This window comes from Cellulomonas sp. GbtcB1 (assembly GCF_019091725.1).
GTDB lineage: Bacteria > Actinomycetota > Actinomycetes > Actinomycetales > Cellulomonadaceae > Cellulomonas.
In genome coordinates this window covers 34,799-54,985 of sequence record NZ_JAGXJG010000021.1, presented here as the reverse complement: position 1 = coordinate 54,985, position 20,187 = coordinate 34,799, and the positions used below count along the sequence as shown (strand labels likewise).

Sequence of the window (20,187 nt, the reverse complement as noted above, 5' to 3'; positions counted from 1 at the left end):
GCGCCCCCGCCCGTCAACCATCTCGCCCGAGACTTCGCCTTCACTCGCTGACGTGACCCAGCAGATGCGCCCCGATGTGGCTGGTGAGCTGGTCGACCACCTCCGGAACGAGTGTGTAGTACGCCCAGACCCCGCGCTTCTCACGGGTGACGAAGCCAGCCTCGGTAAGCACCTTGAGGTGGTGGGACACCGTCGGCTAGGACAGTCCGACAGGCTGTGGCCGGCGGTCATGTACGCGGCCTGTTGGGCGGTGGTGGGCCAGTAGATGCTGGCGAGATCCGCTCACCATACTGAGCGGCCCGGGCGCGAGCGCCGGCACGAGCGGCGCCAGGGTCACGACCACGGCGAGCGCGCTGGAGGAGGAGCGTGTTCGCCCCGAGCTCGGCGGCGAGGATTGCGAAGAGGACCAGGAAGCCGGTTGCGCAGAGGATCGCCCGGACGTTGTCGGCGCCGGTCGAACTGGACGGTCAAAGCTGAGGTCGCGGGCGTAGAGTGGGAACTAGCCCGGTGTCGAGGACCTCCTAGCGAGGCGACGACCCGGATCCAGCATCGGAGGGCGTCATGCCCGTCCAGCCTGCTTCCCACTCCACTCCCGCCCGCAGCCGGCAACCCCTCGAGCCCACGGTCCGGGCACCTAGCCCCAGCGAACCCACCCGGGCCTCGGGCACCCGCACGAGCGCCGCATGGTTCGGCATCTGCGTCGGCGTCCTGGTCCTGGTCGCGCTCGTCGTGTTCATGCTGCAGAACACCGGCCCCGTCGCGGTCTCCTTCCTCGGCATGACCGGGACAGCTCCGCTTGCCCTGACGCTGCTCATCGCAGGCTTAGGCGTGGGCATCGTGGTCCTGGTCTTCGCCTCTCTGCGCATCGGCCAGCTCCGCCGCCGTTCCGCCAGCGGCCACCCGACCGGAGCACGACGGTGACCGCCTACGGCGAGCTCGCCACCGGCGAGCAGCCGCTCCGGCTCGCGTCGATCCTGACCAGCGCCCTGCCTGCGCTGCTCGGAACGAGCCAGGCGCCGACGCAGTACACGGTCCCGGCCGTGTTCTCCCGCCAGGTGTCCGTGCCCGAGAAGACCGCGATCGAGGGACCGGAGACCGTCCGCCGGCTCACCGAGCGCGGCTACCCGCAGGTGACGCTGCAGGTCTCGGACAGGCGCCTGCTCATCGGCCGCACCAGCCTCGAGCAGCTCGAGGACGGGCTCGCGCACGAGATCGCGCTGATGCTGACCGACGTCGGGCGCGCCGTCGCCCGTGAGCGCGACGAGCGAGCGGCCGCAGCGACCGCGCGTCAGTCCGTGGAGGCGGACCGCGCGGTCGACGTGCAGCGGTCGGTGGACCGCATCGTCTTCGAGTAGGCGTCGCCGTTCGACGGCGCGATCCGGGTCGAGCCCGTTCGAGCCGAGGCGCCGGCGGCCGCGCCACAGCGCACGCTGCTCGGCTCGTCCGCGGGCGCAGGGGGTCCGCGGGCGAGCTCGACTGGTACAGAGACGTATCAAGTTGCGACGAGTAGCCCGGGCGCAGCGGTGGTTCGAGTCACCGACCGCGGCGAAGCGCGGCGCGGCTGATCTCGGGCGTACCCGCGAGCCTCCCCATCCCGGCGCGTCAGCCCGACGCAACAGGCCACGAGGTGCGTGGCTCGGGGGGACTTTCGGCTGTCACCGCGCGTCGGCGGGCCTCAGCGCCCGGATCCGAGGTCGTCAGCAGGGAGCTGCGCCGTCTCGTGAGGCGTCAGATCGGGTGCAACCACCGGCAGCGCACCGAGGCCGATCGAGTCGAGCACCTCGTGCAGGCGGGTCTTGAGCTCCCGCTCTGCGTCGGCCTTGCCCTGCAGGTAGGCGAGCTGTGCTGCTGCTCCGACTGCTGCGCCGGTGCTGCGGTACGACCCCCAGATCTCCTCCTCCGCGAACGTCCCGCTGTGGAGGCGGACGACCTCGACGTACTCACCTCGCTGACGACCCGTCCAGTACGTGTGGTCGGCGGTGTAGTCACGCCAGCCTGGCTCCTGCATCGTGGGCACTTCGCACCATCCTCATCGAGTTTCGCCGTGCGCGTCACGCTCCCCACGGGACGGGTCGGGCCCGGGGCTGGTCGGCGGCTCGCCAGGTGTACCGGGGCCGTCGGCGTCGCGGTCGGCATCGGTCGGGGAGTCGTAGGACGGGTTGATGTCGTCGAGGTTCGCTCCCGGGCTCGCCGAGGGCGCGGGTACCGCGTCCGACGATCCGTCGCGGCGTGCGGGGTGCGGCACAGGCGTGGTAGCGCTCATGGTGCTGGGTCCTCTCCGACCCTGAGGGCCAGGCGTTGGATCGACCAGGGGTTGTCAGGCGAGGTGGGTCACCGCGACGAGCGGTACTGCGCAGCCAGCGGGCATTGGAAGGGGTCGGTGGCGGCGAGCCCGACCTTGTTGAGGTGGCGGATGACGATGCCGTAGGACCGGTGCAGGCTGGTCTCGGTGTACGCGATGCCGTGCGCGGCGCAGAACGCGCGCACGGTCGGCTGCAGCCGGCGCAGGTTCGGACGCGGCATGCTGGGGAACAGGTGGTGCTCGATCTGGTAGTTCAGGCCGCCCATGAACGTGTCGATGACCCGGTTGCCGCGGATGTTGCGGCTCATGAGCACCTGCCGGCGCAGGAAGTCGATCCGCACGTCCCGCGGGACCAGCGGCATACCTTTGTGGTTGGGGGCGAACACGGCCCCCATGTACAGGCCGAACAGCCCCAGCTGCACGCCCAGGAACGCGAACGCCATCCCGACCGGCAGCATCCAGAACACCAGCGCGAGGTACCCGCCCAGGCGGAGCGTGATGAGCACGATCTCCACGGGGCGGCGCTTGACCGGCCCGCGACCGAAGATCGTCTTCACGCCGGACACGTGCAGGTTCAGGCCCTCGAGCAGCAGGACGGGGAAGAACAACCAGCCCTGGCGCCGGGTCAGCCACCCCGTGAGGCCGGTGCGAGCCGCCGGCAGGTCCTCGGTGTGGAACACGATGACGTCGGTCGCGATGTCGGGGTCCGCGCCGACCTGGTTCGGCTTGGCGTGATGACGGGAGTGCTTGTGCTGCCACCAGCCGTAGCTCATCCCCGCGTACAGGTTCGCGATGATCAGGCTCGACCAGTCGTTCCAGCGCCCCGACTCGAAGATCTGGCGGTGGGCGGCGTCGTGCCCCAGGAACATCACCTGCCCCAGCACCGCGGCCAGGACAGCGGCGGTGACCAGCTGCCACCACGAGGGGCCCACGGCAACGAACGTCACGACCGTGGCCACCAGCAGGGCGGTGAGCACCAGGAACCGCGTCCAGTAGTACCCGTGGCGGCGGCGCATGAGACCGGACTCCTGCACCTGGCGGCTCAGGTCGGTGAACTCGCTGACCTGCCGCTCCCGTGCCGGCCGGACCGGCGCCCTCCCGGTCGGGGCTGACGTGCGGGTGTCCACGGGGCCCTACTCGAACGTGATCGCCGACACCGCGGCATGCACCGTGGCGGTGCGGCGGCGTTCATCCTGTACATGCACCTCGGCGACCGCCGCACGTTCGTCACCGACTCTGCGCAGCTCCCGCCCCAGCTCCTGGAGCATGTCGTTCAGCGCACGGGCCAGCCCGTCGCGGAGCTGCTCGAGCGTGGTGCCCTCGACGAGCAGACGCCGGTCAGACACGACCAGGTGCAGGCCAGGGCTCCCGCCGCACTCCTCGGCGATGCTGGCCGCGGTCCACGGATCCTCGATGTGCTGACGTTCGTGCGGGCTCACGCGGCGCGAGAAGATCAGCGGGACCGTGTACGAGGCGGGCTGGGCGGCCGTGCCGAGCTCAACAGGGAGGCCGGACTCGAGCACGGACACCACACGCAGGAAGTCACCCGCGGTGTTGTCGGTCCGGGAGGTGGAGGAGACGGGCGAGAGTGCGGTCATGGCAGGACCTCGGTCCGGTGGGTGGGCGGCGAACGCACGGCGTCGCCGACGTGCTCAGAGCGCGAGACGCTGCTCGCTGTTGCGCAGACGGCGGCGCAGCTGCCCGATCCGCAGGCCGCCGACGAGCAGGACCACCAGGGCCGCCCCCAACGCCGCGATCAGCAGGATCACGGCCAGCGGAGCCGCGCCCATCATGCCGAGGAAGGACACCGTCACGGATTCGGTGTTCTGCAGCATGAACACGACCAGCGCGATCATGATGAGGACCCCGACCGTGATGCCGAACCACGCGGCGCTCGTCCGGGTGCCCGAGCCGCGCTGACGCACGTCGTCCTGGGGGTCGCGGATCTCGGGCAGCACCGGCTCACGGCCATGCTGCGGGCGAGAGCGGGAGACTGGCTGGACGGGCATGACGCCCTCCGATGCTGGATCCGGGTCGTCGCCTCACTCAGAGGTCCTCGACACCGGGTTACTCCGAGCGTACGCCTCCAGGCCCCGGGCCGCCGCTCGGCGCCATCGCCCCGGGATCGGGGTCTGCGCTGATCACCGCGCCTCGCCGAGACAGGGCGTGAACCGCCCCGGGTTCCATGAAGGCGCCGACTCGACGCGAGAAACTCGCAGTTGATGAGAGAACTGGTTGCTGACCTGGTGCAACGTCATGACCGGGCACCGGCCCCGACGCCATCGGCGCGTCCTCGATGTAGCGCCTGACGTGCGGACACACCGCATCGCACGGTGAGACGAGTCCTCTCACCTGGTTGATACTCGTCCTAGTGGCGCGCCGACCACGACGATGCCGTCGATGTGAGGGCGAGCACGGCCTGCCGCTCAGGCCCGCCAGGTCGGTCGAAAGTCGGGGTGCCCCTCGTACAGCGACGCCATGGCGCGCAGGATCCGGTCACCGACGTAGTGCACGCCGCTGTCGTGCCGCGAACCGGCCTCGCGCTCCATGTCCACGGTCTCGTCGAGGCCCGTCGCCTCGTCCGCGAGGACGATCAGCTCCCGCCGGACGCGGCACTCGGCCAGGACGCGCACCGGGTCCGCGGGATCCCTGCGGTAGACGGCGTCGTCCGTTCGATCCGCTCCATGGCGGAGTCCGCCGTGGCCGCCGCCCTGCAGCTGACGACGGGCGGCAGCCTCGCTCTCGGCGATGCGCTCGAGGAGGAAAGCCGTGAGCGTCATCGAAGGAGCGTCCTCGGATCGGGATCTCTGCGGCACGTGGTCGTTCTCATCCGCCTGCGCGTGCCCGTTCCCGCCAGGCATCGCGCTGGCCGCCCGCGTGCCGCAGCGCTGCGGCCAGCAGGTCCAGTCGCCGGGGCCCCACGCGGGTCAGGTCCCCCAGCCGCACGGCCGGGGCCGCGTCGACATCGGACAGCGACGCGGCGAACAGCAGCACCCGCCGCTCGGAGGGCGACATCGGACCCACGTACGCGGAGACGGCCGCGAAGTCGATCCACGCGACGCCCCGGCCGTCTGCGCGCCCTGGCGCCCGGCATACCCATGGGTGCGTCGGCCCAGCCAGGCCCGCACGGATCAGCAGCTCCGTTGCGGCCTCGAGCGCATCGATCCCGCGCGCCCATGCGCGGAGGAGGTCGTGCAGCTGCCCGCCCTGCGCAGGCACCGATCCTGCAGGTCGGCGGTCCGCTCCAGAAGGGACCGTGGTCACGAGAACGCGATCGCGTCAGCGAGGGGCCGGGCGTCGGCGGCGTGCGTGAGCCGTCGGCGCCGGGCCATGGTCGCGGGATGGGCGGGCATTGCGGACGGGACGGGCATGACGCCCTCCGAACGAACGATCCGGGACGAGGCGCACCAAGAAAGATGAGGTCGCTGCCGGGCTGCTCCCTAGGCTACGCCTCGGACCGGCCGACGTACCCGCCCCCGGGTGTGAACGGCTCCGGATCAGCCCGGGCCCGGGTTATCGCGCGGCGTCGCGGCCCTCAGCACCCGTGCGGAGCGGCTGGGGAGGACACGATCGCTGGCTCGAGATCGGTGCTCTGGTCGAACGAACCGGCAGCTCGCCTGCGTCACGGCTCGATCGCGAACCACACGGTCTTGCCGGGCGTGCCGGGTCGTTCACGGTGTCCCCAGCTCGCGGCGAGGAGATCGACCAGGCGCAGCCCCTGGCCTCCGACGGTCAGCGGACCCGTGTCCCGCAGCACCGGTGGGCTCGGCTCGGTATCGGACACCTCCACCGTGACCCGGCCGCTGGTCTCGCGGTACCGGACCTCGAGCTCACCGCCGCAGCCGTGGACGAGCACGTTCCCGACCAGCTCGCTCGTGAGCAGAGCGATGTCGAGCTGGAGATGCTCCGCGACGCCGCTGTCTCTGGCACGGTCGGTGATCCAGTGCCGCGCGATCCACACGACGCCGCGGTGCGCGGGTACCCGCAGCTCGATCTCCGTCTGCGCCGGATGGTCACCGAACGACTCGCGCCACCACACGACGCGGTCACCGTCCAGATCCTGCAGCAGGACGTGGACGTCCGGGCCCTCGGTACCCATCGCTGGCTCCCCGCTCCTCGGCGCACCCCACGCCGGATGCGTCCGGAGGTGCGACCGCCGGGAGTCGAGCCGGCTGACGACGGTTGGGTCAAGAATCACACTCCCGAGCGGATCCGGCACCTCGTGCACGCGCCTGCGCAGCTCACCCACAGAGGTCCGCGCCGGAGCGGTCGACGGCCCACCAGGCTCGCGACGAGCGCGACCGCCAGCCGCAGGTACATCTTCATCGCGCCGGCCCGCTCAGGAGATGGTCGCGTGGAGGTCGCGGCACGCCTGCTCGCATGCGCGGCACGCCTCGGCGCAGACCCGGCAGTGCTCGTGCATGCCGGCGTGCTGCTCGCACTCGTCGCCGCACGCGCGGCACGCGGCGATGCACGCCTCGAGGTGGGCCCGGGTGAGGTCCGCGTCGTACCCGGTGTGCCGGGACAGGATCCGCGCGGTGGTGCCGCAGCTGTCGGCGCAGTCGAGGTTCGTGCGGATGCACGTGCGCAGGTCGGCGACCATCTCCTCGCTCAGGCAGGCGTCGGCGCAGGCGGTGCACGCCTGGGCGCACTCGACCAGCGACTCGATCGCGCGGGCGAGCGCCTCCCGTACCCGCGTTGCTGCAGCGCGGTCTTCCCGGACCCGCCATGGTCCTCGTGTCGCTCGTCGCCGTGTTCGTGGGCGCGGCCCCCGTCACCGGGGACGACGAGATCGCGCTCGCGCTGGGCGACGAGGTCACCTGCACCGTGCAGAACCGCTGGGAGGGCGCGCAGCTCACCCTGGCCAAGCAGGTCGACGGCGGCCCGGGCGCGCCCGTGGAGTGGACGCTCACCGCGGACGGACCGACCGCCGTGGCGGGCGCGTCCGGGGCCGCCGAGGCCACCGCGGCGGGGGTGACGCCGGGCGACTACACCCTCGTGCCGGTCCCCTCCGGGGGGGCAACGGGCTCAACGGCGTGCAGAACACGACCGTGCCCGACCTGCGGCCATCGGAGGGGCGTACGGGGCCTGTACCCGGATGCGTCCGCCCGGCGCCGCTCGTAGCGTGGCCGGGCGCTCAGGCAGCGGGCCGATCCCGGAGACTCACCTCAAGGGAGGCCGCGGCCGAGCGGACCTCGCTCCCAAAGCGAGACCTGACCGACGCCGGACGAGGGCGTACCGTCGGTATCCCAAGGGATACCTGGCTTTGCGGAGGTGGTCACCGTGAGCGCGTCGGTGATCCGCGCTGCGCGGGAGCGCGCCGGCATCACGCAGGGCGAGCTGGCTCGTCGGGCCGGGACGTCGCGCCCGACAGTGTCGGCGTACGAGGCCGGCAGGAAGTCGCCGAGCCTGGCGACCGCGCAACGGCTGCTCGCTGCCCTGGGGGCCCACCTGGTCGCCGAAGACGACATCGTATTCACCGACGTCCCGGTCGGCAGAGGCCGCACCGTCGCCGTCCCGAACCGGCTGCCACGGCTTCCCGTCGAGCGGGCGCTGGCGGTCGTAGAGCTGCCGTTGCACGTGTCCTGGTCGACAACGGATCGGCGCGTGGACCTCGCGGACCGTCATGCGCGAGCCCGAGCGTACGAGCTGCTCCTCTCCGAGGGGACCGCGCCGGACATCGCTGCGATGGTCGATGGGGCACTGCTCGCGGACCTGTGGGCACAGCTGGTCCTACCTCGCGCGGTTTGCGAGGCATGGGCGCCACTGGTTGCGGAGGCAACGGGCCGCCTGGCGTCAGCAGTCACCCACCGCTGAGCTCGGTTCAAGTCGAGCTCATCTGACTGTTTCGCGGGTTGACGAGGGCCGACAGGGCATGCGCGAGGCCGAGCTCGGCGCGCCCGCCTGAACGGACGCAGCGGCGACCGCGGCTGACGATCACCTTCGGAGGAGCGGGCCTGTCGAGGCTCCATGCAAGAGCCTCATCGGCCCAGCATCCGGCGCAACAGATTCGGCCTGCGCGACGTGGAGCGGTGCCCAACCGCGCGTGCGCGGCGAGATGCGAGGTCGAACTCGATCTCCTGCCGGAGCGCCGCGAACTTGGCGGCCTGCTCCGGGGTGAGTGCACGCTTCGGCAGTCGCACCGGATGGAACTCAGTCGTCACGTCATCCCTCTCTGTCGAGACCGGGCCCGGCCGCACCAGGCACGGGCACAGGCCCGATCGCTGCCGCGGTCAGCACCGTTCAGCTCCATGATCCACACGCTTCTCGCACCGTGCCGCAACGGGCTGCGGCTTCACGACGAGGCGGGCCGCGGCCGCCCCGGTCACGAGATCGTGCGGGCCCACTCGGGACGGAGCGGCACGTCGGGAGCGGCCGTGCGTGCGTACATCGCCGCCGCATCATCAGGCGCCAGCGGTCGGATCTCGGTGACCACTCGTTGAAGCCGCCATTCGTAGTCCAGCGACCCTCCGCGCGGGTCGGTGAGGTAGTACGCGCGGGCACCGCACCGGATCTCGTTGGCGGTGGACTCTCGTGTCGTCGGGTCGTAACTGCGGACCCTGACCAGCGGCACCCACTCGTCGTCGAACGCGAAGCGCGGTGAACCTACGCCGTGGCTTCTCAGCAGGAGCCCCTGGACATCGACGAAGTAGCGAGTGGGAGAGGACGAAGCAACGACCCACAGGCCCGACGCGATCGTCAGGTCCAGGACGGCTGTAGCTGATCGGTCCCGCCCCACGAAGGGATCCCGCGTCATCGGTAGCACCTCCGTGTGAGGCGATTGCCCGAGACGGGCCTCGGGCGACCGTGCTGCGCGTCGACCGGCTCCGTACGGAGGCCGACGCAGCTTGAGAACAGAACAGTGGGAAGGCCACGAGAGCAGGCCCCGGCACCGGTGTGTCCCCGGAGGGGAGGTGATGAGGACGGACACACCGCGCCGGAGCGGCAGGCTTCGAGGTTCAGCACGTCGCCACAGCGTCTCCCGAGAGGAGGTGAGGTAGCAGGGCGCGGCCGCGACGTGCGCACCACCGTAATCACGGCGCTCACCGTCGACCCTGGCGGATGCCACGGGTGGAGGTGCCTCCGCGCGCGGCGACCGACTCCGTGATGGCGTTGTTCAGCAGGGCGAACGCATAGATGTCGAGCAGGCCACGCCGCCACCCCAGGCTCATGGCCCGGTCCACGAGCAAGGTCCGTTTGAGGTTGGCGTGGAAGGACTCGGCGTCCGAACGCAGCCCGCGTAGGCGCAGTGAGTCGGCGTCGTCGTCCGGGACGGCACGGAGGTTCTCCGGCCGAGCCGAGTTGCCCGCCGTCCCATGGGGCGACAGCCAGACGGTGAAGTCCCCTGCCGGGCACTGGACGTCGTACCCGAGGTTGAAGTGGAAGCGGCCGTCGGAGCGTCGTGACCTCTTGATGGGTCCTCGCCGCGGCGTCGCGACCACGACGGGGTCTCCGCCCTCGTCGAGGTCCAGCTCCACCACTCGCCCGTTGATCGTCGCGAGCACATGGCTGCAGGCTCCGGTGGGCGTGTCATGGTTCGCGAGACCGAGCGGGTAGCTCTTGGCCATGCGGCCGTTGCCGAGCCGGACGGCTTGCAGCGCGTGGTCGGGCCCGTCGCTCGTCGGCATCTTGCTGATGACGAGGTACCCGTGCCGGCGCATGACTTCGTCGATGTGCACGCCGCGGAACGCGCCGTCGTACACGACGAGCTGGATGCCGTCGCGCGCGTGACGGGCCACGTCGGCGAGCAGGCGCAGGGAGCACGCCGCTTCTTGCCCGGGGGCGTCGATGTGGTCGACGCCCAGCACGACCCGTTGGTACGTCGCCGCGCCGCGGGTGTGGAAGGCGACGTACCCGTGGCCGAGTACCGGCCCGAGGTGACCGTGGTGCTCCGCCAGGTCGGGGTCGAACCGCCCCGCCGGGTGGTCGAGCAGCCGGCCGGTGCGGGGATCGGGGTAGCGGGGAGTGACCGAGCCGTCCGCCTCGTGCACCCGCACGGCCTGGGGCGGTTGGTAGATCGGGCGCACGATGGTTCCGTCGCCGTAGACCGTGCGGCTGGCGTCGGGGTGGGTCAGGGAGCCGGGCCCGTTGGAGGCGAGCTGCCCGATGGATCGAGCCAGCTCGACGGCGAGCGGCGGGAACTCCCGGCCGAGAACACCGAGCCCGTCGTCGGTGCTGAGCGTGCGGTCCCGGAACCAGCGCCACTGCTCCCACGTAGGAGGAACAGCCCCGGGTGGGGCGACGTCCAGGCCGTGGTTCCGGATCGCGTCGATCGTGACCGATCGCGCGTACGTCCACGTCGCCGCGTTGGACAGGTCCAGCTCCACGCGCACCGCCGACCGGGCGAGCCTGGCCAGTGCGGCGAACTGGAGCATGACGTACGGCGGGTGGACCGGGCGGCGTCCGACCCGGTGCTCGACGGCGAGCTCAGCCCCGAGACGGATCAACGTGGGTGACGCCATCACCGCGCCCAACCGGTCGATCGTGCCGATTCGCCCGGCGATCCTCGCGGTCATGCCGCTCGCCAATCCAGGGCGATGTCTGCGGCCACTGCATCCAGACTGCGGGCTCCCAGGCGGAGCGCGACCTGCTCGATCGGCATCCCGTCGACGTAGAGCCGCCGACCCGCCCAGTTGCGCACGGAGGCCGGTCGCACGTCGGCCTCGTCCCCGAGACCCGCGGCGCGGAGCGTCTCGGCAATGGCGTTCGCGGCCGACGCCTGGGCGACGTGTTGGCCGGGCACCGCCCGACCCCGATAGGTCAGCAGGACCGTGGTCGGGGCGCCCGTGTCGAGCAGGACCTCCACCTGGCGGCGCACGATCCGCGATCCCCAGTCGGTCAGCTGACCGAGTCGTGGTGCGGCGCGCTTCGAACCCATCAGGCGCACCCAACGGGGCTGATCCTCGTCGTCGAGATCGGCGACTCGGACCTGAGTGATCTCGCTGGTGATCGCGGTGGCCTCGGTGAGTGCCCAGCACACAGCGCGCTGCAGCGACGTGGCGCCTGCGCGGCCGAGCCTGACGGCGTACCGGCAGGCGATGACCTCGTCGTCGGTCAGCGGACGAGCCGCGGTGGTCGTCCGCGGCGGAAGGACGAGGTCGAGGGTCGGATCGCCTGAGGCGAGTCCGAGGTCACGCAGCGTACGGAAGTAGGTGCGCAGGATGGTGCGCCGAGCGTGCTGGGTCGCCAGCTCCGTCGGGCGTCCGCTCAGGCCGTGGGCGTGAACGAAGCCCGCGCAGACGGCAGGAGTCAGGTCGTGGACTGTCCGCGCGCCCTGAACGGACGCGCGGGTCGTGAACCGGGTGACGGTCTCGAGGCTGCGCAGCCGGGTCTGCGGCGAGAAGGCGTCGTCGACCTCCCACGCCGCTCGCACCATGGCGAGCAGGTGGTCGAGATCGCGGCGCTCCGTGTCGTCCATGTCGGCTCCCGGTCCGACCGTATGACCGGACTCGTCTCGACCGACAGAGCGAGAACGGTCCGTTCGGGGACCGAGAACGGGTTCGGAGGTGTCTCCGGCCCGGCCGGGGTGCAGCGCCCGTCATGCCCGGTTCGGGCCGGCCTGTCTGGGGCAAACGACCGAGACGTCTCCGTCAGACGACGGTGCGTCTACGTCAGACCCCCGAGAGGTGCGCGTCGGAACTTCCGTCAGCTGCCGGATGTGGCAAGGGCACTGCCGGCGCGAACGTGGTGGGGCTGGCAAAGCCCGCAGCCCTACTCACCTCGCACAAGGCAGTCATGACCACCACCACTTCCCAGACCGTCCTTCGCGCCCGAACCGCGGAAGAGCGCGTCCGCCACTCCGGGACCGCGCGCAGGAACGACGGAGACCGGATCGTCGACCTCTTCGGGTTCCGCGGTCTCGCCGACCTGTCTGGTCCCCTCGAACGACACCGCGCCCGGAAGGACGCGCGCGGGCGGCCTTCCAGGTATCCCCCGCTGGCGCTGCTGGCAGCGCTCGCCTCGGCGCGGATCACCGGTTCGCTCGCGAGCGCGCTGACCGCGCTCGACGACCCGATCCTGTGGCAGCGCTGCCGGATGGCCTTCGAGGACCGGACGGGGATCTGGCTGCCCGAGAGCCCGCCTACGCGCGACCACGTCTTCGAGATCCGCAAGGACCTCGCGAAGCAGGACGCCACCTTGGTCGACATGATGACGACCTTCACCCGGTCCGCTGTCCGCCAGGCTCAGAAGCTCGGGAACCTGCAGCCGGGACTGGAGCCGGACTGGGCGGAGCCGGACGTGCGGAACGCGATCTTCGGCGACGGGACGATCATCGCCCGGTACAGCGACGTCACCGTCACCAGAGACCCCGAGACGAACGAGGTCATCGACGCCAGGGGAAGCAGGGCGACCGCGGCGAAGCGTGCTCGCTACCAGTCGGCGTTCCGCAGGTCCGGGTCGGACGACAAGAAGTCGGACGGCATCAACCACGTCACCATGCACACGCGCACCGCCCACGGCCTGGTCGTGCTGGCCGTCGGCACCGAGCTGGGCGCGGAGCAGTGGACCGCGCTCGACCTGATCGACCGGGTCGTCGCCGAGGCCGGAGACGGCGTGCACACGCTGGTGTACGACCGTGCCGTCACTGGCTGGGCGGTGGAGTACGCGATGGCCCGGCACGGAGTCCAGGCGATCTCGAAGATCTCGGCGAGGTCCGCCCGCCGGGTCAAGAACGAGGGTGACGACCCGGACTGGGACCTGGACTCGTACGACTACACGACCGAGGAGCTGCGCTCCTATGTGCAGGACGTCGTCCGTGAGCGCGGGCTGCCGCGCACGGCGAGGGTGGCTGAGTCGCTCCGAGCGGAGTTCCTCGGCCAGATGTTCCGAGGCGAGCGGCCCATGCAGGTCGGCTCGAGCCTCTACCCCTCCAGCAACAAGGACGGGTACGAGCACGTCCAGAGCACGTACGTCTTCGTCCCGGCTCACCACACACGAGCGGACGGGTCGCGCTGCGTGCACAGCCTTGTGATGGATGACGGAGCGCTTTTCTCTGTCTCGATCGACCCGGTCATCGAGATCCTGGTGAAGGAGGAGTATCTCCCCGCGATCACGAGCGTCCGTCACCAGCAGCCGAACGGCGCGTGGGGCACTACCACCTCGTACCTCGTGCCGTGTTCCGACGAGGACTTCGTCTGGGAGATCCTCTGGAATCCGAGTACGAAGCGGTTCCACCGCGACTCGACCGAAACGGACCGGTCGCCGGCCGATCCGCTCGGCTGGCGACTGCGAGCCGTGCCTCGGTGCGACTACGAGCGGTTCGGCCGCATCAACGCCGGGCGCAACGACAGCGAGTCCTTCAACCGCTGGTACAAAGACACGCTCACGAACAAGCGTGGCGCGACGATCGACGGCCGACGCCAGCTGCTCGACCTCATCCTGGGAGCCGTGGTCAAGAACTCCGACACGTGGTCGGCCTACAACGGTCGCTGATGCCACAACACGAAGGCCCGTCCCGGGAGGGACGGGCCTTCGTGTTGTGCGGCGACTGCGCCGAGACGACAACGCCGGACAAGTCATCGGGTCAGTTCGCATCACGACCCGAGGAACTCCGATGGCCACGCAGCTCAGCGTCCTGCTCAAGCACTACTCGCTCACCGAGGTCGCCGACGACTTCGCCGCCTTCGACGCCCGGCACGGCGTCCTGCCCGCCGCGTTCCGGGACTCGTTCGAGGCCGCGTTTGGCGAGCTGCTGGCTGCGGCGACCGAGCGCGGCCTCGGCACGGCGCACCAGCTGCTCCGCGAGCACGGCGCACTCCTGCGGGACATGGTTCAGGTCGACCGCTTGACCGGACGTCATGCGCTGGCGGACCGGACCCGGCTCCACACGCTCCGTAACGTCCTGCTGACCGTGGTGCTGGGCGCCGCGCACCACGCCGAGATCGACACGGCCGGTATCGCAACGTCCGTCACGACGCTCACCCGTCGCAGCGACACGACCGACCGGGCGCTGCTCGACGACGAGATCGCGCTGATGCGGACCCGGGCGGCACTCGCGATGGGCAACGCCAAGGCCGCACAGGGCGCCACCCTCTACGCGCTTTGCGACGCCGGCTGCACGACCGGCGAGGCGACCGCCGTCACGCCAGCGGACCTCGACGGCACCGACGACCCTTCGCTCGTCCAGACCAGCGGCGAGGGCCGGGTCGAGGCGCGCTTCCTGCCGCTCGACGGCTTCCACGCCAAGACCGTGCGCACCCGAGTCGCGATGGGGAACGTCGCGTTCGACCGCCCGGTCGCCTACAACCCGCGCAAGCACGCCCCGGGCAGCAAGGACGCCGGCGTCTCCGCCCACATCATCGTCACCCGCTACCTCAAGGAGCTCGGGCTGAAGCACTCGGACACCACGGCCGCCTCGGTCCGGCGGTGGCGCGTCGCGACTGCGTGGCGCGAGTCCGGCCTCCCGGCGGCGATGGAGATCGCCGGCCTGAACGAGCGCGACACCGTCCGCCTCGCACCGCCGGAGCCGACCGCACACACCCGCACGGTCCGATACACCGAGGACGACGACTTCTGATCCACATCGCGTCGAACGACGAAGGGCCCTGTCACCAGACAGGGCCCTTCGTCGTTTGCGTGACCGGCGAACTACACGGTGATTCTCCCGAGCCTTCCACCGAACCCGCGGTGGCCTGTCGCCGCGCCAGCATCGTCTTGAACGGACGCTCCGCGGACGCGGTACCTTCGACTTCGTCGCTGTCGGGGCGTCTCCACGCTCCGGCCGGTGACACGGGAGTTCTCCCGAGGGATCCCCTGTTCAAACCCCTCACCTCCCGGGCCTCTAGCTCAACTGGCAGAGCAGCGGACTTTTAATCCGCGGGTTGTGGGTTCGATCCCCACGGGGCCCACCTCAGCGACACCTCGCGCCCGCTCCGGGACCGTGGGCCGACCGGCGAGGTCCCACTGGCCACGTCGACGCGCGCCGAGCTCGCGCGAGATGTCTACGTACGCCGACATGATGTGCCATGTCAGCGTACGTAGACAGCCGATCGAACGTCGCCGTACGCTGACATCATGCCGGTCATCCCCGCGCGCACGCTGGCCCAGCTCGGCCTCGCCGTCCGCCGCGTGCGCGACCGGCGCGGTCTGAGCCAGGCCGAGCTCGCCGCACGCGCCGGGGTGTCACGCCAGTGGGTGATCGCGGTCGAGCAGGGCCGCACGAACGGCCTGGAGGTCGGCCTGCTCATGCGGGTGCTGGACGCCCTGGACGCCTCGCTCACCGTCCGCGACGACCTCGACGAGGGGCCCCGCGGATGAGCTCCGCGCTGACCGTCCTGCTCGCCGGCGAGGTCGTCGGCACCCTGGAGCGCACCCGGCAGAACGTCCTGCGCCTCACCTACGAGTCCGACGCCACCAGCACAGGTCGAACACCCGTGTCCCTGTCCCTGCCGCTGGCCGCCCGCTCCTGGAGGGGTGAGCCCGTCGAGCGGTTCCTGCGGGCGCTCCTGCCGGAGTCGACCGGCGCCCTCGTCGCGATCGAGCGGCAGCACCCGGGAGTCGACCGCCACGACCCGCTGAGCCTGCTCGCCGCGATCGGCAAGGACTGCCCCGGCGCAGTGCAGTTCTGCCGACCCGAGGAGGTCGAGTCGACGATCGCCCGGGTCGGGACGCTCGAGCCGCAGTCCGACGGGCAGATCGAGCAACGGCTCGCGCAGCTGCGGATCGACGAGGACGCGTCGTGGACGATGCCGGGCGAGCACTGGTCCCTCGGCGGCACCCAGCCCAAGTTCGCCCTGCGGCGCGTCGAGGGCGAGTGGTTCGAGGCCCAGGGCGCGCAGCCGACCAGCCACATCCTCAAGCCCGGTGTGCACGGCATGAGCTCTCAGGCGCTGCTCGAACATCTCAGCATGCGCGCCGCGGCTGCGTGCGAGGTCGACACCGCCCGGACCGAGTACCTCGCGGTGAAGTCCGAGAGCGCCATCGCCATCACCCGGTTCGACCGCCGGACCGAGGGCACGACGCTGGTGCGCCTGCACCAGGAGGACCTGTGCCAGGCCCTCGGTCTTGCCGAGAAGTACGAGGAGCACGGCGGACCGACGGCGTCGCACCTCATCCGGCTGCTGCGCGAGCGGTCCACCACCGCGGCGGCCGCCCGACGGAACGTCGACGCCTTCGTCGACACCCTGGTGTTCAACACCGTCATCGCGGCACCGGACGCGCACGCCCGCAACTACGCCGTGCTGCTCGACGGGGACGACGTGCGCCTGGCCCCGGCCTTCGACATCTCGACCAGCCTGGCGTACGACCCGCCGCAGCGCGGGCGGGTGCTGTCGATGTCGATCGGTGGAGAGTTCGTCGCCGACCGCATCCGGCGGGAGCACTGGCAGCGGTTCGCCGACGAGAACCGCCTCGACGTCGAGCGACTCGTCGACTTCGCCGGGCACGTCGCGGAGACGGCTCCCGGCGCGATGCTCGACGCCCTGGCCGAGGTCGACGACTGGGACGGCTCCGCGTCGCGGCTCCGGGAACGGCTCGAGGGACCGTTGCGCGACCTGCCCCGCGTCACCGACGCGTGGGCGGGCACGGACGGCAGCTGAGTCATCGGCGGCCGCCTCCCGGCCAGACGCGCCCTCCGCGGGTTGTGGGGGCCCACCCACGTAGCCTGCCGTGGTGAGCCTCCCGACGACCCCCGGCCCGCCCGGCCGGCCTCCGCAGCACGCCCGGCGCGTGCGCCGGTCCCGTCGTGGGCCCGCGGTCCTGCTCACCGCGCTGATCGCCGCCGCCGCGACCGCCGTGCCCCTCGCCTGGGCCGCGGACGATGACCCCGCCGACCCCGCACCCACCGTGACCGGGCCCGTCGCCGTCGCCGCCGCGCCGACGTCGCAGCCACCCGCCCCCACCCCCACGTGCACCCCGCAGCCCCTCGAGGCCCGCGCCGCTGCGGTGCTCGTCGTCGGGCTGCCCGGCGTGACGCGCGCGGACGATGCGCTCGCGCAGCAGGTCGTCGGGCTCGGCGTCGGCGGCGTCTTCCTGGCGGGCGGGAACGCCCGGAGCGCCGAGCAGGTGTCGGCGCTCACCACCGGGCTGCGCGCCGCGGCGGGCCGGCCGCTGCTGGTGTCGACGGACGAGGAGTCCGGCCGGGTGGCCCACATGCGCCAGGTCGTCGGCGCAGGGCCGTCGCCGCGGCGCATGGCCCGGGAGGAGTCGCTCGACGAGGTCCGCGCCCGGGCGGCGGAGACCGGCCGCGTGCTGTCGGGCGTCGGCGTGGACCTGGACCTCGCGCCGGTGCTCGACCTGGACGACGGCCCCGCGACGGGCGTGATCGGCGACCGGTCCTTCAGCGCCGACCCCCAGGAGGCGGCCACCTACGGGCTCGCCTACGCGCGCGGGCTCGACGACGCGGGCGTGACATCGGCGGTCAAGCACTTCCCGGGGCACGGGCGGTCGGCGGTCGACTCGCACCGCGAGTCGTCGCTGGTCGAGGCGGGCCTCGACGAGCTCGCGACGACCGACCTGGCGCCGTTCCAGGCGGCCGTCGACGCCGGAGCGCCCGTCGTCATGCTCAACCACCTGCAGTACGCGGCCCTCGACCCCGACCTGCCGGCGTCCCTCAGCCCGCGCGCCTACGCGCTGCTGCGCGAGATGGGTTTCGAGGGGGTCGCGATGACGGACTCGGTCGGGATGGGCGCCGTCAACCTGCGCTGGGACTTCCCCGACGCGGCGGTGCAGGCCGTGTCCGCCGGCGCCGACGCGGTCCTCGCGACCGACGGCAACCACGCGACCCGGATGCGCGACGGGCTCGTGGCTGCGGTCCGCTCCGGGCAGCTGCCGGAGGCGCGGCTGTCGGAGGCGGCGGCGCGCGTCACCGCGCTGGCGGGCGGCGACCCGGTGGCGATGTCGTGCCTCGACGTGGAGCTGCCGCGGCTGGCCGCGGGCGCGGGCGCCGACGCGGCCGCCGGGGCGGAGACGGCCAGCCCGGCCCCGTGACGCCGGGCCGGCCAGCAGGTCCCCCGGTCCGTGCGGACCCGCGCGACACGGTCACGCCACGCCCAGCAGCCCGATCGCTTCCCGCGCCCGCGCCGCGGTCGCCACCGCCCGGGGCGCCACGGCGTCCCGGCCGGCGCGCAGGACCCGCTCCACCTCGGCCGGGTCCGCCTCGAGCTCGGCGTACCGGCGTCGGAACGGGTCGAGGGCCGCCACCACCGCCTCGGTCACCGCGGACTTGAGCGCCCCGGCCCCCCGCAGCCCCGCGAGCGCCTCCTCGGGTGACCTGCCCGTGAGCGCGCCGAGCAGGGCGGCGAGGTTCGCGACGCCGGGTCGTTCCTCGGGGTCGAACGCCAGCGACGGCTCCCTGTCCGTGACCGCCCGGCGCACCTTCGCCGCGACGGTGTCGGGGTCGTCGAGCAGGAACAGCACCCCCGCGCCGTCCGACCCGGTCTTGCCCATCTTGGAGCGCGGGTCCCGCAGGTCCTTGAGCCGTGCGGTCGTCGGCGGCGTGCTCCCCCGCGGGATCACGAAGGTCTCGCCGTAGCGGGCGTTGAACCGGCGGGCGAGGGCCGTGGTGAGCTCCAGGTGCTGCCGCTGGTCCTCGCCGACGGGCACCACCTCCGTGTCGTGGGCGAGGATGTCCGCCGCCATGAGGGCGGGGTAGGTGAGCAGCGACAGCCGGATCGAGTCGCTGCCCGCCGACTTCTCCTTGAACTGGACCATCCGCGTCATCTCGCCGTACGTCGCGGTGCACTCGAGGAGGTCCGCCAGCTCGGTGTGCGCCGGGACGGTCGACTGCACGAACAGCCGGGCGCTCGGGTCGAGGCCGCAGGCCAGCAGCGTCGTCGCCATCTCGCGGGTGCGCGCACGGAGCAGCGCGGGGTCGTGCTCGACGGTGAGGGCGTGCAGGTCGGCCACGCAGACGACGACGTCCGCACCGGGGTCCGCGGCGAGGTCGAGCAGCGGACGGATCGCGCCGAGGTAGTTGCCGAGCTGCAGGCTGCCGGTGGGCTTGAGGCCGGTGAACACGCGCGTGGGCACAGGAGGACTCCTTCGGGGTGAGGTGCGCCCACGACGGTCGGAGCCCTGCGAGGAACGTGCGAGCGGCCGCCCGAGGTGGGCGGCCGGGGACATGAGGTCAGGCGGCGCCCTGCGAGCGCCACCACCAGCCGTTGCCGGACGTCAGGAACCTCATGGGGTCACTGTGCCGCAGCCGCCCGGGGCGGGCGCAAGCCCTCTCCCCCGCCCGGCTCAGCGTCGCGCCGCCCACTCCTCGCGCAGCAGCGCGTACGCGTACGAGTCGAGCCACCGCCCGTCCCGGTGCAGCGAGTCCGCCCGGTACACCCCCTCGCGCCGCATCCCGACCCGCTCCATGAGCCGCCAGGACGGCGCGTTGTCCGCGAAGCACAGCGCGGTGAGCCGCCGCAGGCCGAGGTCGGTGAAGCAGACGTCGAGCAGCCGGCGGACCGCCTCGGTCGCGAGGCCCCGGCCCTGCGCGGCGGGGTCGAACGCCCAGCCGACCTCCGCCTGGGTGCCCTTCGCCTGCTCGGCGACCTCCGTCTGCCCCCAGCCGTCCTCGATGCGGACCATGAGGTCGCCGACCACGGCGCCGTCGCGCTCGACGACGAGGGTCGGGCCGAGGCGGTCGGGCTCGACGAACCGCGCCGCGAACGCCTGCTGGTCGTCGGGCAGCGCGGTCATCCACCGGGCGACCTCGGGGAGCCGGCGGTAGGCCCAGACCGCCGACGCGTCCTCCGCCGTCGCGGGGCGGAGCAGGAGGCGCTCGGTGGTGATCGGCCAGGGGGCGTCCAGGTACGGGGCGGTCACACGGGCAGGCTAGCCGCGCCCGACAGCCTGTGGACCCCCGCGGACAGGTTGTGCCGGACGACCGCCGCCGGGCCCGCCGGTCGGCTTACCTGTCCTCGGCCCCGGGACGGACCGGGCGCGCCGAGCCAGGA

Annotated in this window: 23 protein-coding genes, 1 tRNA gene and 1 pseudogene; 10 read left to right on the top strand and 15 right to left on the bottom strand. The window is 72.1% G+C overall.

What is annotated here, in order from left to right; all coding sequences use genetic code 11:
• Window positions 1-40: 40 nt before the first annotated feature.
• Window positions 41-217: pseudogene (locus KVT14_RS09805) on the bottom strand (ArsR/SmtB family transcription factor); the annotation flags it as partial.
• Between the two features lie 344 nt (window positions 218-561).
• Between KVT14_RS09805 and KVT14_RS09800 the strand changes: the two are divergent.
• Together KVT14_RS09800 and KVT14_RS09795 are read left to right on the top strand one after the other, a co-directional pair.
• Window positions 562-921, top strand: coding sequence for a lipopolysaccharide assembly LapA domain-containing protein (locus KVT14_RS09800; RefSeq protein ID WP_217615489.1), 360 nt, complete (start codon window positions 562-564; stop codon window positions 919-921).
• Window positions 918-1,355 carry a hypothetical protein gene (locus tag KVT14_RS09795; RefSeq protein ID WP_217615488.1) on the top strand — a complete coding sequence of 146 codons (438 nt, stop codon included), beginning with the start codon at window positions 918-920 and terminating at the stop codon, window positions 1,353-1,355. The genes KVT14_RS09800 and KVT14_RS09795 overlap by 4 nt, the downstream gene beginning before the upstream one ends.
• Window positions 1,356-1,675: 320 nt before the next feature.
• Here the strand turns inward: KVT14_RS09795 and KVT14_RS09790 are convergent, their stop codons facing one another.
• From KVT14_RS09790 to KVT14_RS09755, 8 genes are all read right to left on the bottom strand, one after another.
• Complete coding sequence (locus KVT14_RS09790; RefSeq protein ID WP_147794187.1) at window positions 1,676-2,017, bottom strand: hypothetical protein; 342 nt, start codon at window positions 2,015-2,017, stop codon at window positions 1,676-1,678.
• Window positions 2,018-2,331: 314 nt separating this feature from the next.
• Window positions 2,332-3,318, bottom strand: a complete 987-nt coding sequence (locus KVT14_RS09785; RefSeq protein ID WP_217615501.1) for an acyl-CoA desaturase — start codon at window positions 3,316-3,318, stop codon at window positions 2,332-2,334.
• Window positions 3,319-3,435: 117 nt separating this feature from the next.
• Entirely contained in the window at window positions 3,436-3,900 is a 465-nt protein-coding gene (locus KVT14_RS09780; RefSeq protein WP_217615487.1) for a hypothetical protein, read from the bottom strand.
• Between the two features lie 54 nt (window positions 3,901-3,954).
• Window positions 3,955-4,311 carry a lipopolysaccharide assembly LapA domain-containing protein gene (locus tag KVT14_RS09775; protein WP_217615486.1) on the bottom strand — a complete coding sequence of 119 codons (357 nt, stop codon included), beginning with the start codon at window positions 4,309-4,311 and terminating at the stop codon, window positions 3,955-3,957.
• Between the two features lie 417 nt (window positions 4,312-4,728).
• On the bottom strand, window positions 4,729-5,082 hold the full coding sequence (locus tag KVT14_RS09770; protein ID WP_217615485.1) for a DUF6221 family protein: 354 nt from the start codon (window positions 5,080-5,082) through the stop codon (window positions 4,729-4,731).
• Window positions 5,083-5,128: 46 nt separating this feature from the next.
• A complete protein-coding gene (locus tag KVT14_RS09765; RefSeq protein ID WP_217615484.1) occupies window positions 5,129-5,521 on the bottom strand; it encodes a hypothetical protein in 393 nt (130 codons plus the stop codon).
• Between the two features lie 403 nt (window positions 5,522-5,924).
• The gene (locus KVT14_RS09760; RefSeq protein ID WP_217615483.1) at window positions 5,925-6,401 is read right to left on the bottom strand and encodes an ATP-binding protein; all 477 of its coding nucleotides are present in this window, start codon (window positions 6,399-6,401) and stop codon (window positions 5,925-5,927) included.
• 240 nt (window positions 6,402-6,641) lie between these two features.
• On the bottom strand, window positions 6,642-6,971 hold the full coding sequence (locus KVT14_RS09755) for a four-helix bundle copper-binding protein (RefSeq protein ID WP_217615500.1): 330 nt from the start codon (window positions 6,969-6,971) through the stop codon (window positions 6,642-6,644).
• Window positions 6,972-7,030: 59 nt separating this feature from the next.
• Between KVT14_RS09755 and KVT14_RS09750 the strand changes: the two genes are divergently transcribed.
• Together KVT14_RS09750 and KVT14_RS09745 are read left to right on the top strand one after the other, a co-directional pair.
• Window positions 7,031-7,426, top strand: a complete 396-nt coding sequence (locus tag KVT14_RS09750; protein WP_217615482.1) for a hypothetical protein — start codon at window positions 7,031-7,033, stop codon at window positions 7,424-7,426.
• Between the two features lie 159 nt (window positions 7,427-7,585).
• Window positions 7,586-8,119: a helix-turn-helix transcriptional regulator gene (locus KVT14_RS09745; RefSeq protein ID WP_308160997.1), complete on the top strand. Its 534-nt coding sequence runs from the start codon at window positions 7,586-7,588 to the stop codon at window positions 8,117-8,119.
• A gap of 164 nt (window positions 8,120-8,283) precedes the next feature.
• On the opposite strand, the gene KVT14_RS09740 is transcribed toward KVT14_RS09745, so the two are convergent.
• The 4 genes from KVT14_RS09740 to KVT14_RS09725 all read right to left on the bottom strand — a co-directional run bounded on the left by KVT14_RS09740 (window position 8,284) and on the right by KVT14_RS09725 (window position 11,720).
• Complete coding sequence (locus KVT14_RS09740) at window positions 8,284-8,466, bottom strand: hypothetical protein (RefSeq protein WP_217615480.1); 183 nt, start codon at window positions 8,464-8,466, stop codon at window positions 8,284-8,286.
• 161 nt (window positions 8,467-8,627) lie between these two features.
• Window positions 8,628-9,059, bottom strand: a complete 432-nt coding sequence (locus tag KVT14_RS09735) for a hypothetical protein (protein WP_217615479.1) — start codon at window positions 9,057-9,059, stop codon at window positions 8,628-8,630.
• A 286-nt stretch (window positions 9,060-9,345) separates the two neighbouring features.
• Window positions 9,346-10,818, bottom strand: coding sequence for a hypothetical protein (locus tag KVT14_RS09730; RefSeq protein ID WP_217615478.1), 1,473 nt, complete (start codon window positions 10,816-10,818; stop codon window positions 9,346-9,348).
• Window positions 10,815-11,720 carry a tyrosine-type recombinase/integrase gene (locus KVT14_RS09725; protein WP_217615477.1) on the bottom strand — a complete coding sequence of 302 codons (906 nt, stop codon included), beginning with the start codon at window positions 11,718-11,720 and terminating at the stop codon, window positions 10,815-10,817. The genes KVT14_RS09730 and KVT14_RS09725 overlap by 4 nt, the downstream gene beginning before the upstream one ends.
• 317 nt (window positions 11,721-12,037) lie before the next feature.
• Here KVT14_RS09725 and KVT14_RS09720 point away from each other — a divergent pair, with 317 nt between their 5' ends.
• The 6 genes from KVT14_RS09720 (at window position 12,038) to KVT14_RS09695 (ending at window position 18,229) form a co-directional block, all read left to right on the top strand.
• Window positions 12,038-13,735, top strand: coding sequence for a hypothetical protein (locus tag KVT14_RS09720; protein WP_217615476.1), 1,698 nt, complete (start codon window positions 12,038-12,040; stop codon window positions 13,733-13,735).
• 121 nt (window positions 13,736-13,856) lie between these two features.
• Window positions 13,857-14,819, top strand: coding sequence for a hypothetical protein (locus KVT14_RS09715; protein WP_217615475.1), 963 nt, complete (start codon window positions 13,857-13,859; stop codon window positions 14,817-14,819).
• A 258-nt stretch (window positions 14,820-15,077) separates the two neighbouring features.
• A tRNA-Lys gene (locus KVT14_RS09710) sits at window positions 15,078-15,150 on the top strand.
• 166 nt (window positions 15,151-15,316) lie between these two features.
• The gene (locus KVT14_RS09705; RefSeq protein WP_217615474.1) at window positions 15,317-15,559 is read left to right on the top strand and encodes a helix-turn-helix transcriptional regulator; all 243 of its coding nucleotides are present in this window, start codon (window positions 15,317-15,319) and stop codon (window positions 15,557-15,559) included.
• Window positions 15,556-16,839 (top strand): HipA domain-containing protein, encoded by a 1,284-nt coding sequence (locus KVT14_RS09700; protein ID WP_217615473.1) that lies wholly within the window; start codon window positions 15,556-15,558, stop codon window positions 16,837-16,839. Before KVT14_RS09705 ends, KVT14_RS09700 begins: the two co-directional genes overlap by 4 nt.
• A 73-nt stretch (window positions 16,840-16,912) precedes the next feature.
• Window positions 16,913-18,229, top strand: coding sequence for a glycoside hydrolase family 3 N-terminal domain-containing protein (locus tag KVT14_RS09695; protein ID WP_217615472.1), 1,317 nt, complete (start codon window positions 16,913-16,915; stop codon window positions 18,227-18,229).
• Window positions 18,230-18,280: 51 nt separating this feature from the next.
• Here KVT14_RS09695 and trpS read toward each other — a convergent pair whose 3' ends face one another.
• Together trpS and KVT14_RS09685 are read right to left on the bottom strand one after the other, a co-directional pair.
• Complete coding sequence (gene trpS, locus KVT14_RS09690) at window positions 18,281-19,270, bottom strand: tryptophan--tRNA ligase (RefSeq protein ID WP_308160996.1); 990 nt, start codon at window positions 19,268-19,270, stop codon at window positions 18,281-18,283.
• A 210-nt stretch (window positions 19,271-19,480) separates the two neighbouring features.
• Window positions 19,481-20,056 carry a GNAT family N-acetyltransferase gene (locus KVT14_RS09685; RefSeq protein WP_217615470.1) on the bottom strand — a complete coding sequence of 192 codons (576 nt, stop codon included), beginning with the start codon at window positions 20,054-20,056 and terminating at the stop codon, window positions 19,481-19,483.
• Between the last annotated feature and the right edge of the window lie 131 nt (window positions 20,057-20,187).

Excerpts from the sequence above, each read along its gene's own strand:
- KVT14_RS09800 (WP_217615489.1), top strand. The coding sequence starts at position 562 with ATGCCCGTCCAGCCTGCTTCCCACTCCACTCCCGCCCGCAGCCGGCAA.
- KVT14_RS09785 (WP_217615501.1), bottom strand. The coding sequence starts at position 3,318 with ATGCGCCGCCGCCACGGGTACTACTGGACGCGGTTCCTGGTGCTCACC.
- KVT14_RS09780 (WP_217615487.1), bottom strand. The coding sequence starts at position 3,900 with ATGACCGCACTCTCGCCCGTCTCCTCCACCTCCCGGACCGACAACACC.
- KVT14_RS09775 (WP_217615486.1), bottom strand. The coding sequence starts at position 4,311 with ATGCCCGTCCAGCCAGTCTCCCGCTCTCGCCCGCAGCATGGCCGTGAG.
- KVT14_RS09770 (WP_217615485.1), bottom strand. The coding sequence starts at position 5,082 with ATGACGCTCACGGCTTTCCTCCTCGAGCGCATCGCCGAGAGCGAGGCT.
- KVT14_RS09760 (WP_217615483.1), bottom strand. The coding sequence starts at position 6,401 with ATGGGTACCGAGGGCCCGGACGTCCACGTCCTGCTGCAGGATCTGGAC.
- KVT14_RS09750 (WP_217615482.1), top strand. The coding sequence starts at position 7,031 with ATGGTCCTCGTGTCGCTCGTCGCCGTGTTCGTGGGCGCGGCCCCCGTC.
- KVT14_RS09735 (WP_217615479.1), bottom strand. The coding sequence starts at position 9,059 with ATGACGCGGGATCCCTTCGTGGGGCGGGACCGATCAGCTACAGCCGTC.
- KVT14_RS09730 (WP_217615478.1), bottom strand. The coding sequence starts at position 10,818 with ATGACCGCGAGGATCGCCGGGCGAATCGGCACGATCGACCGGTTGGGC.
- KVT14_RS09725 (WP_217615477.1), bottom strand. The coding sequence starts at position 11,720 with ATGGACGACACGGAGCGCCGCGATCTCGACCACCTGCTCGCCATGGTG.
- KVT14_RS09720 (WP_217615476.1), top strand. The coding sequence starts at position 12,038 with ATGACCACCACCACTTCCCAGACCGTCCTTCGCGCCCGAACCGCGGAA.
- KVT14_RS09715 (WP_217615475.1), top strand. The coding sequence starts at position 13,857 with ATGGCCACGCAGCTCAGCGTCCTGCTCAAGCACTACTCGCTCACCGAG.
- KVT14_RS09705 (WP_217615474.1), top strand. The coding sequence starts at position 15,317 with ATGCCGGTCATCCCCGCGCGCACGCTGGCCCAGCTCGGCCTCGCCGTC.
- KVT14_RS09700 (WP_217615473.1), top strand. The coding sequence starts at position 15,556 with ATGAGCTCCGCGCTGACCGTCCTGCTCGCCGGCGAGGTCGTCGGCACC.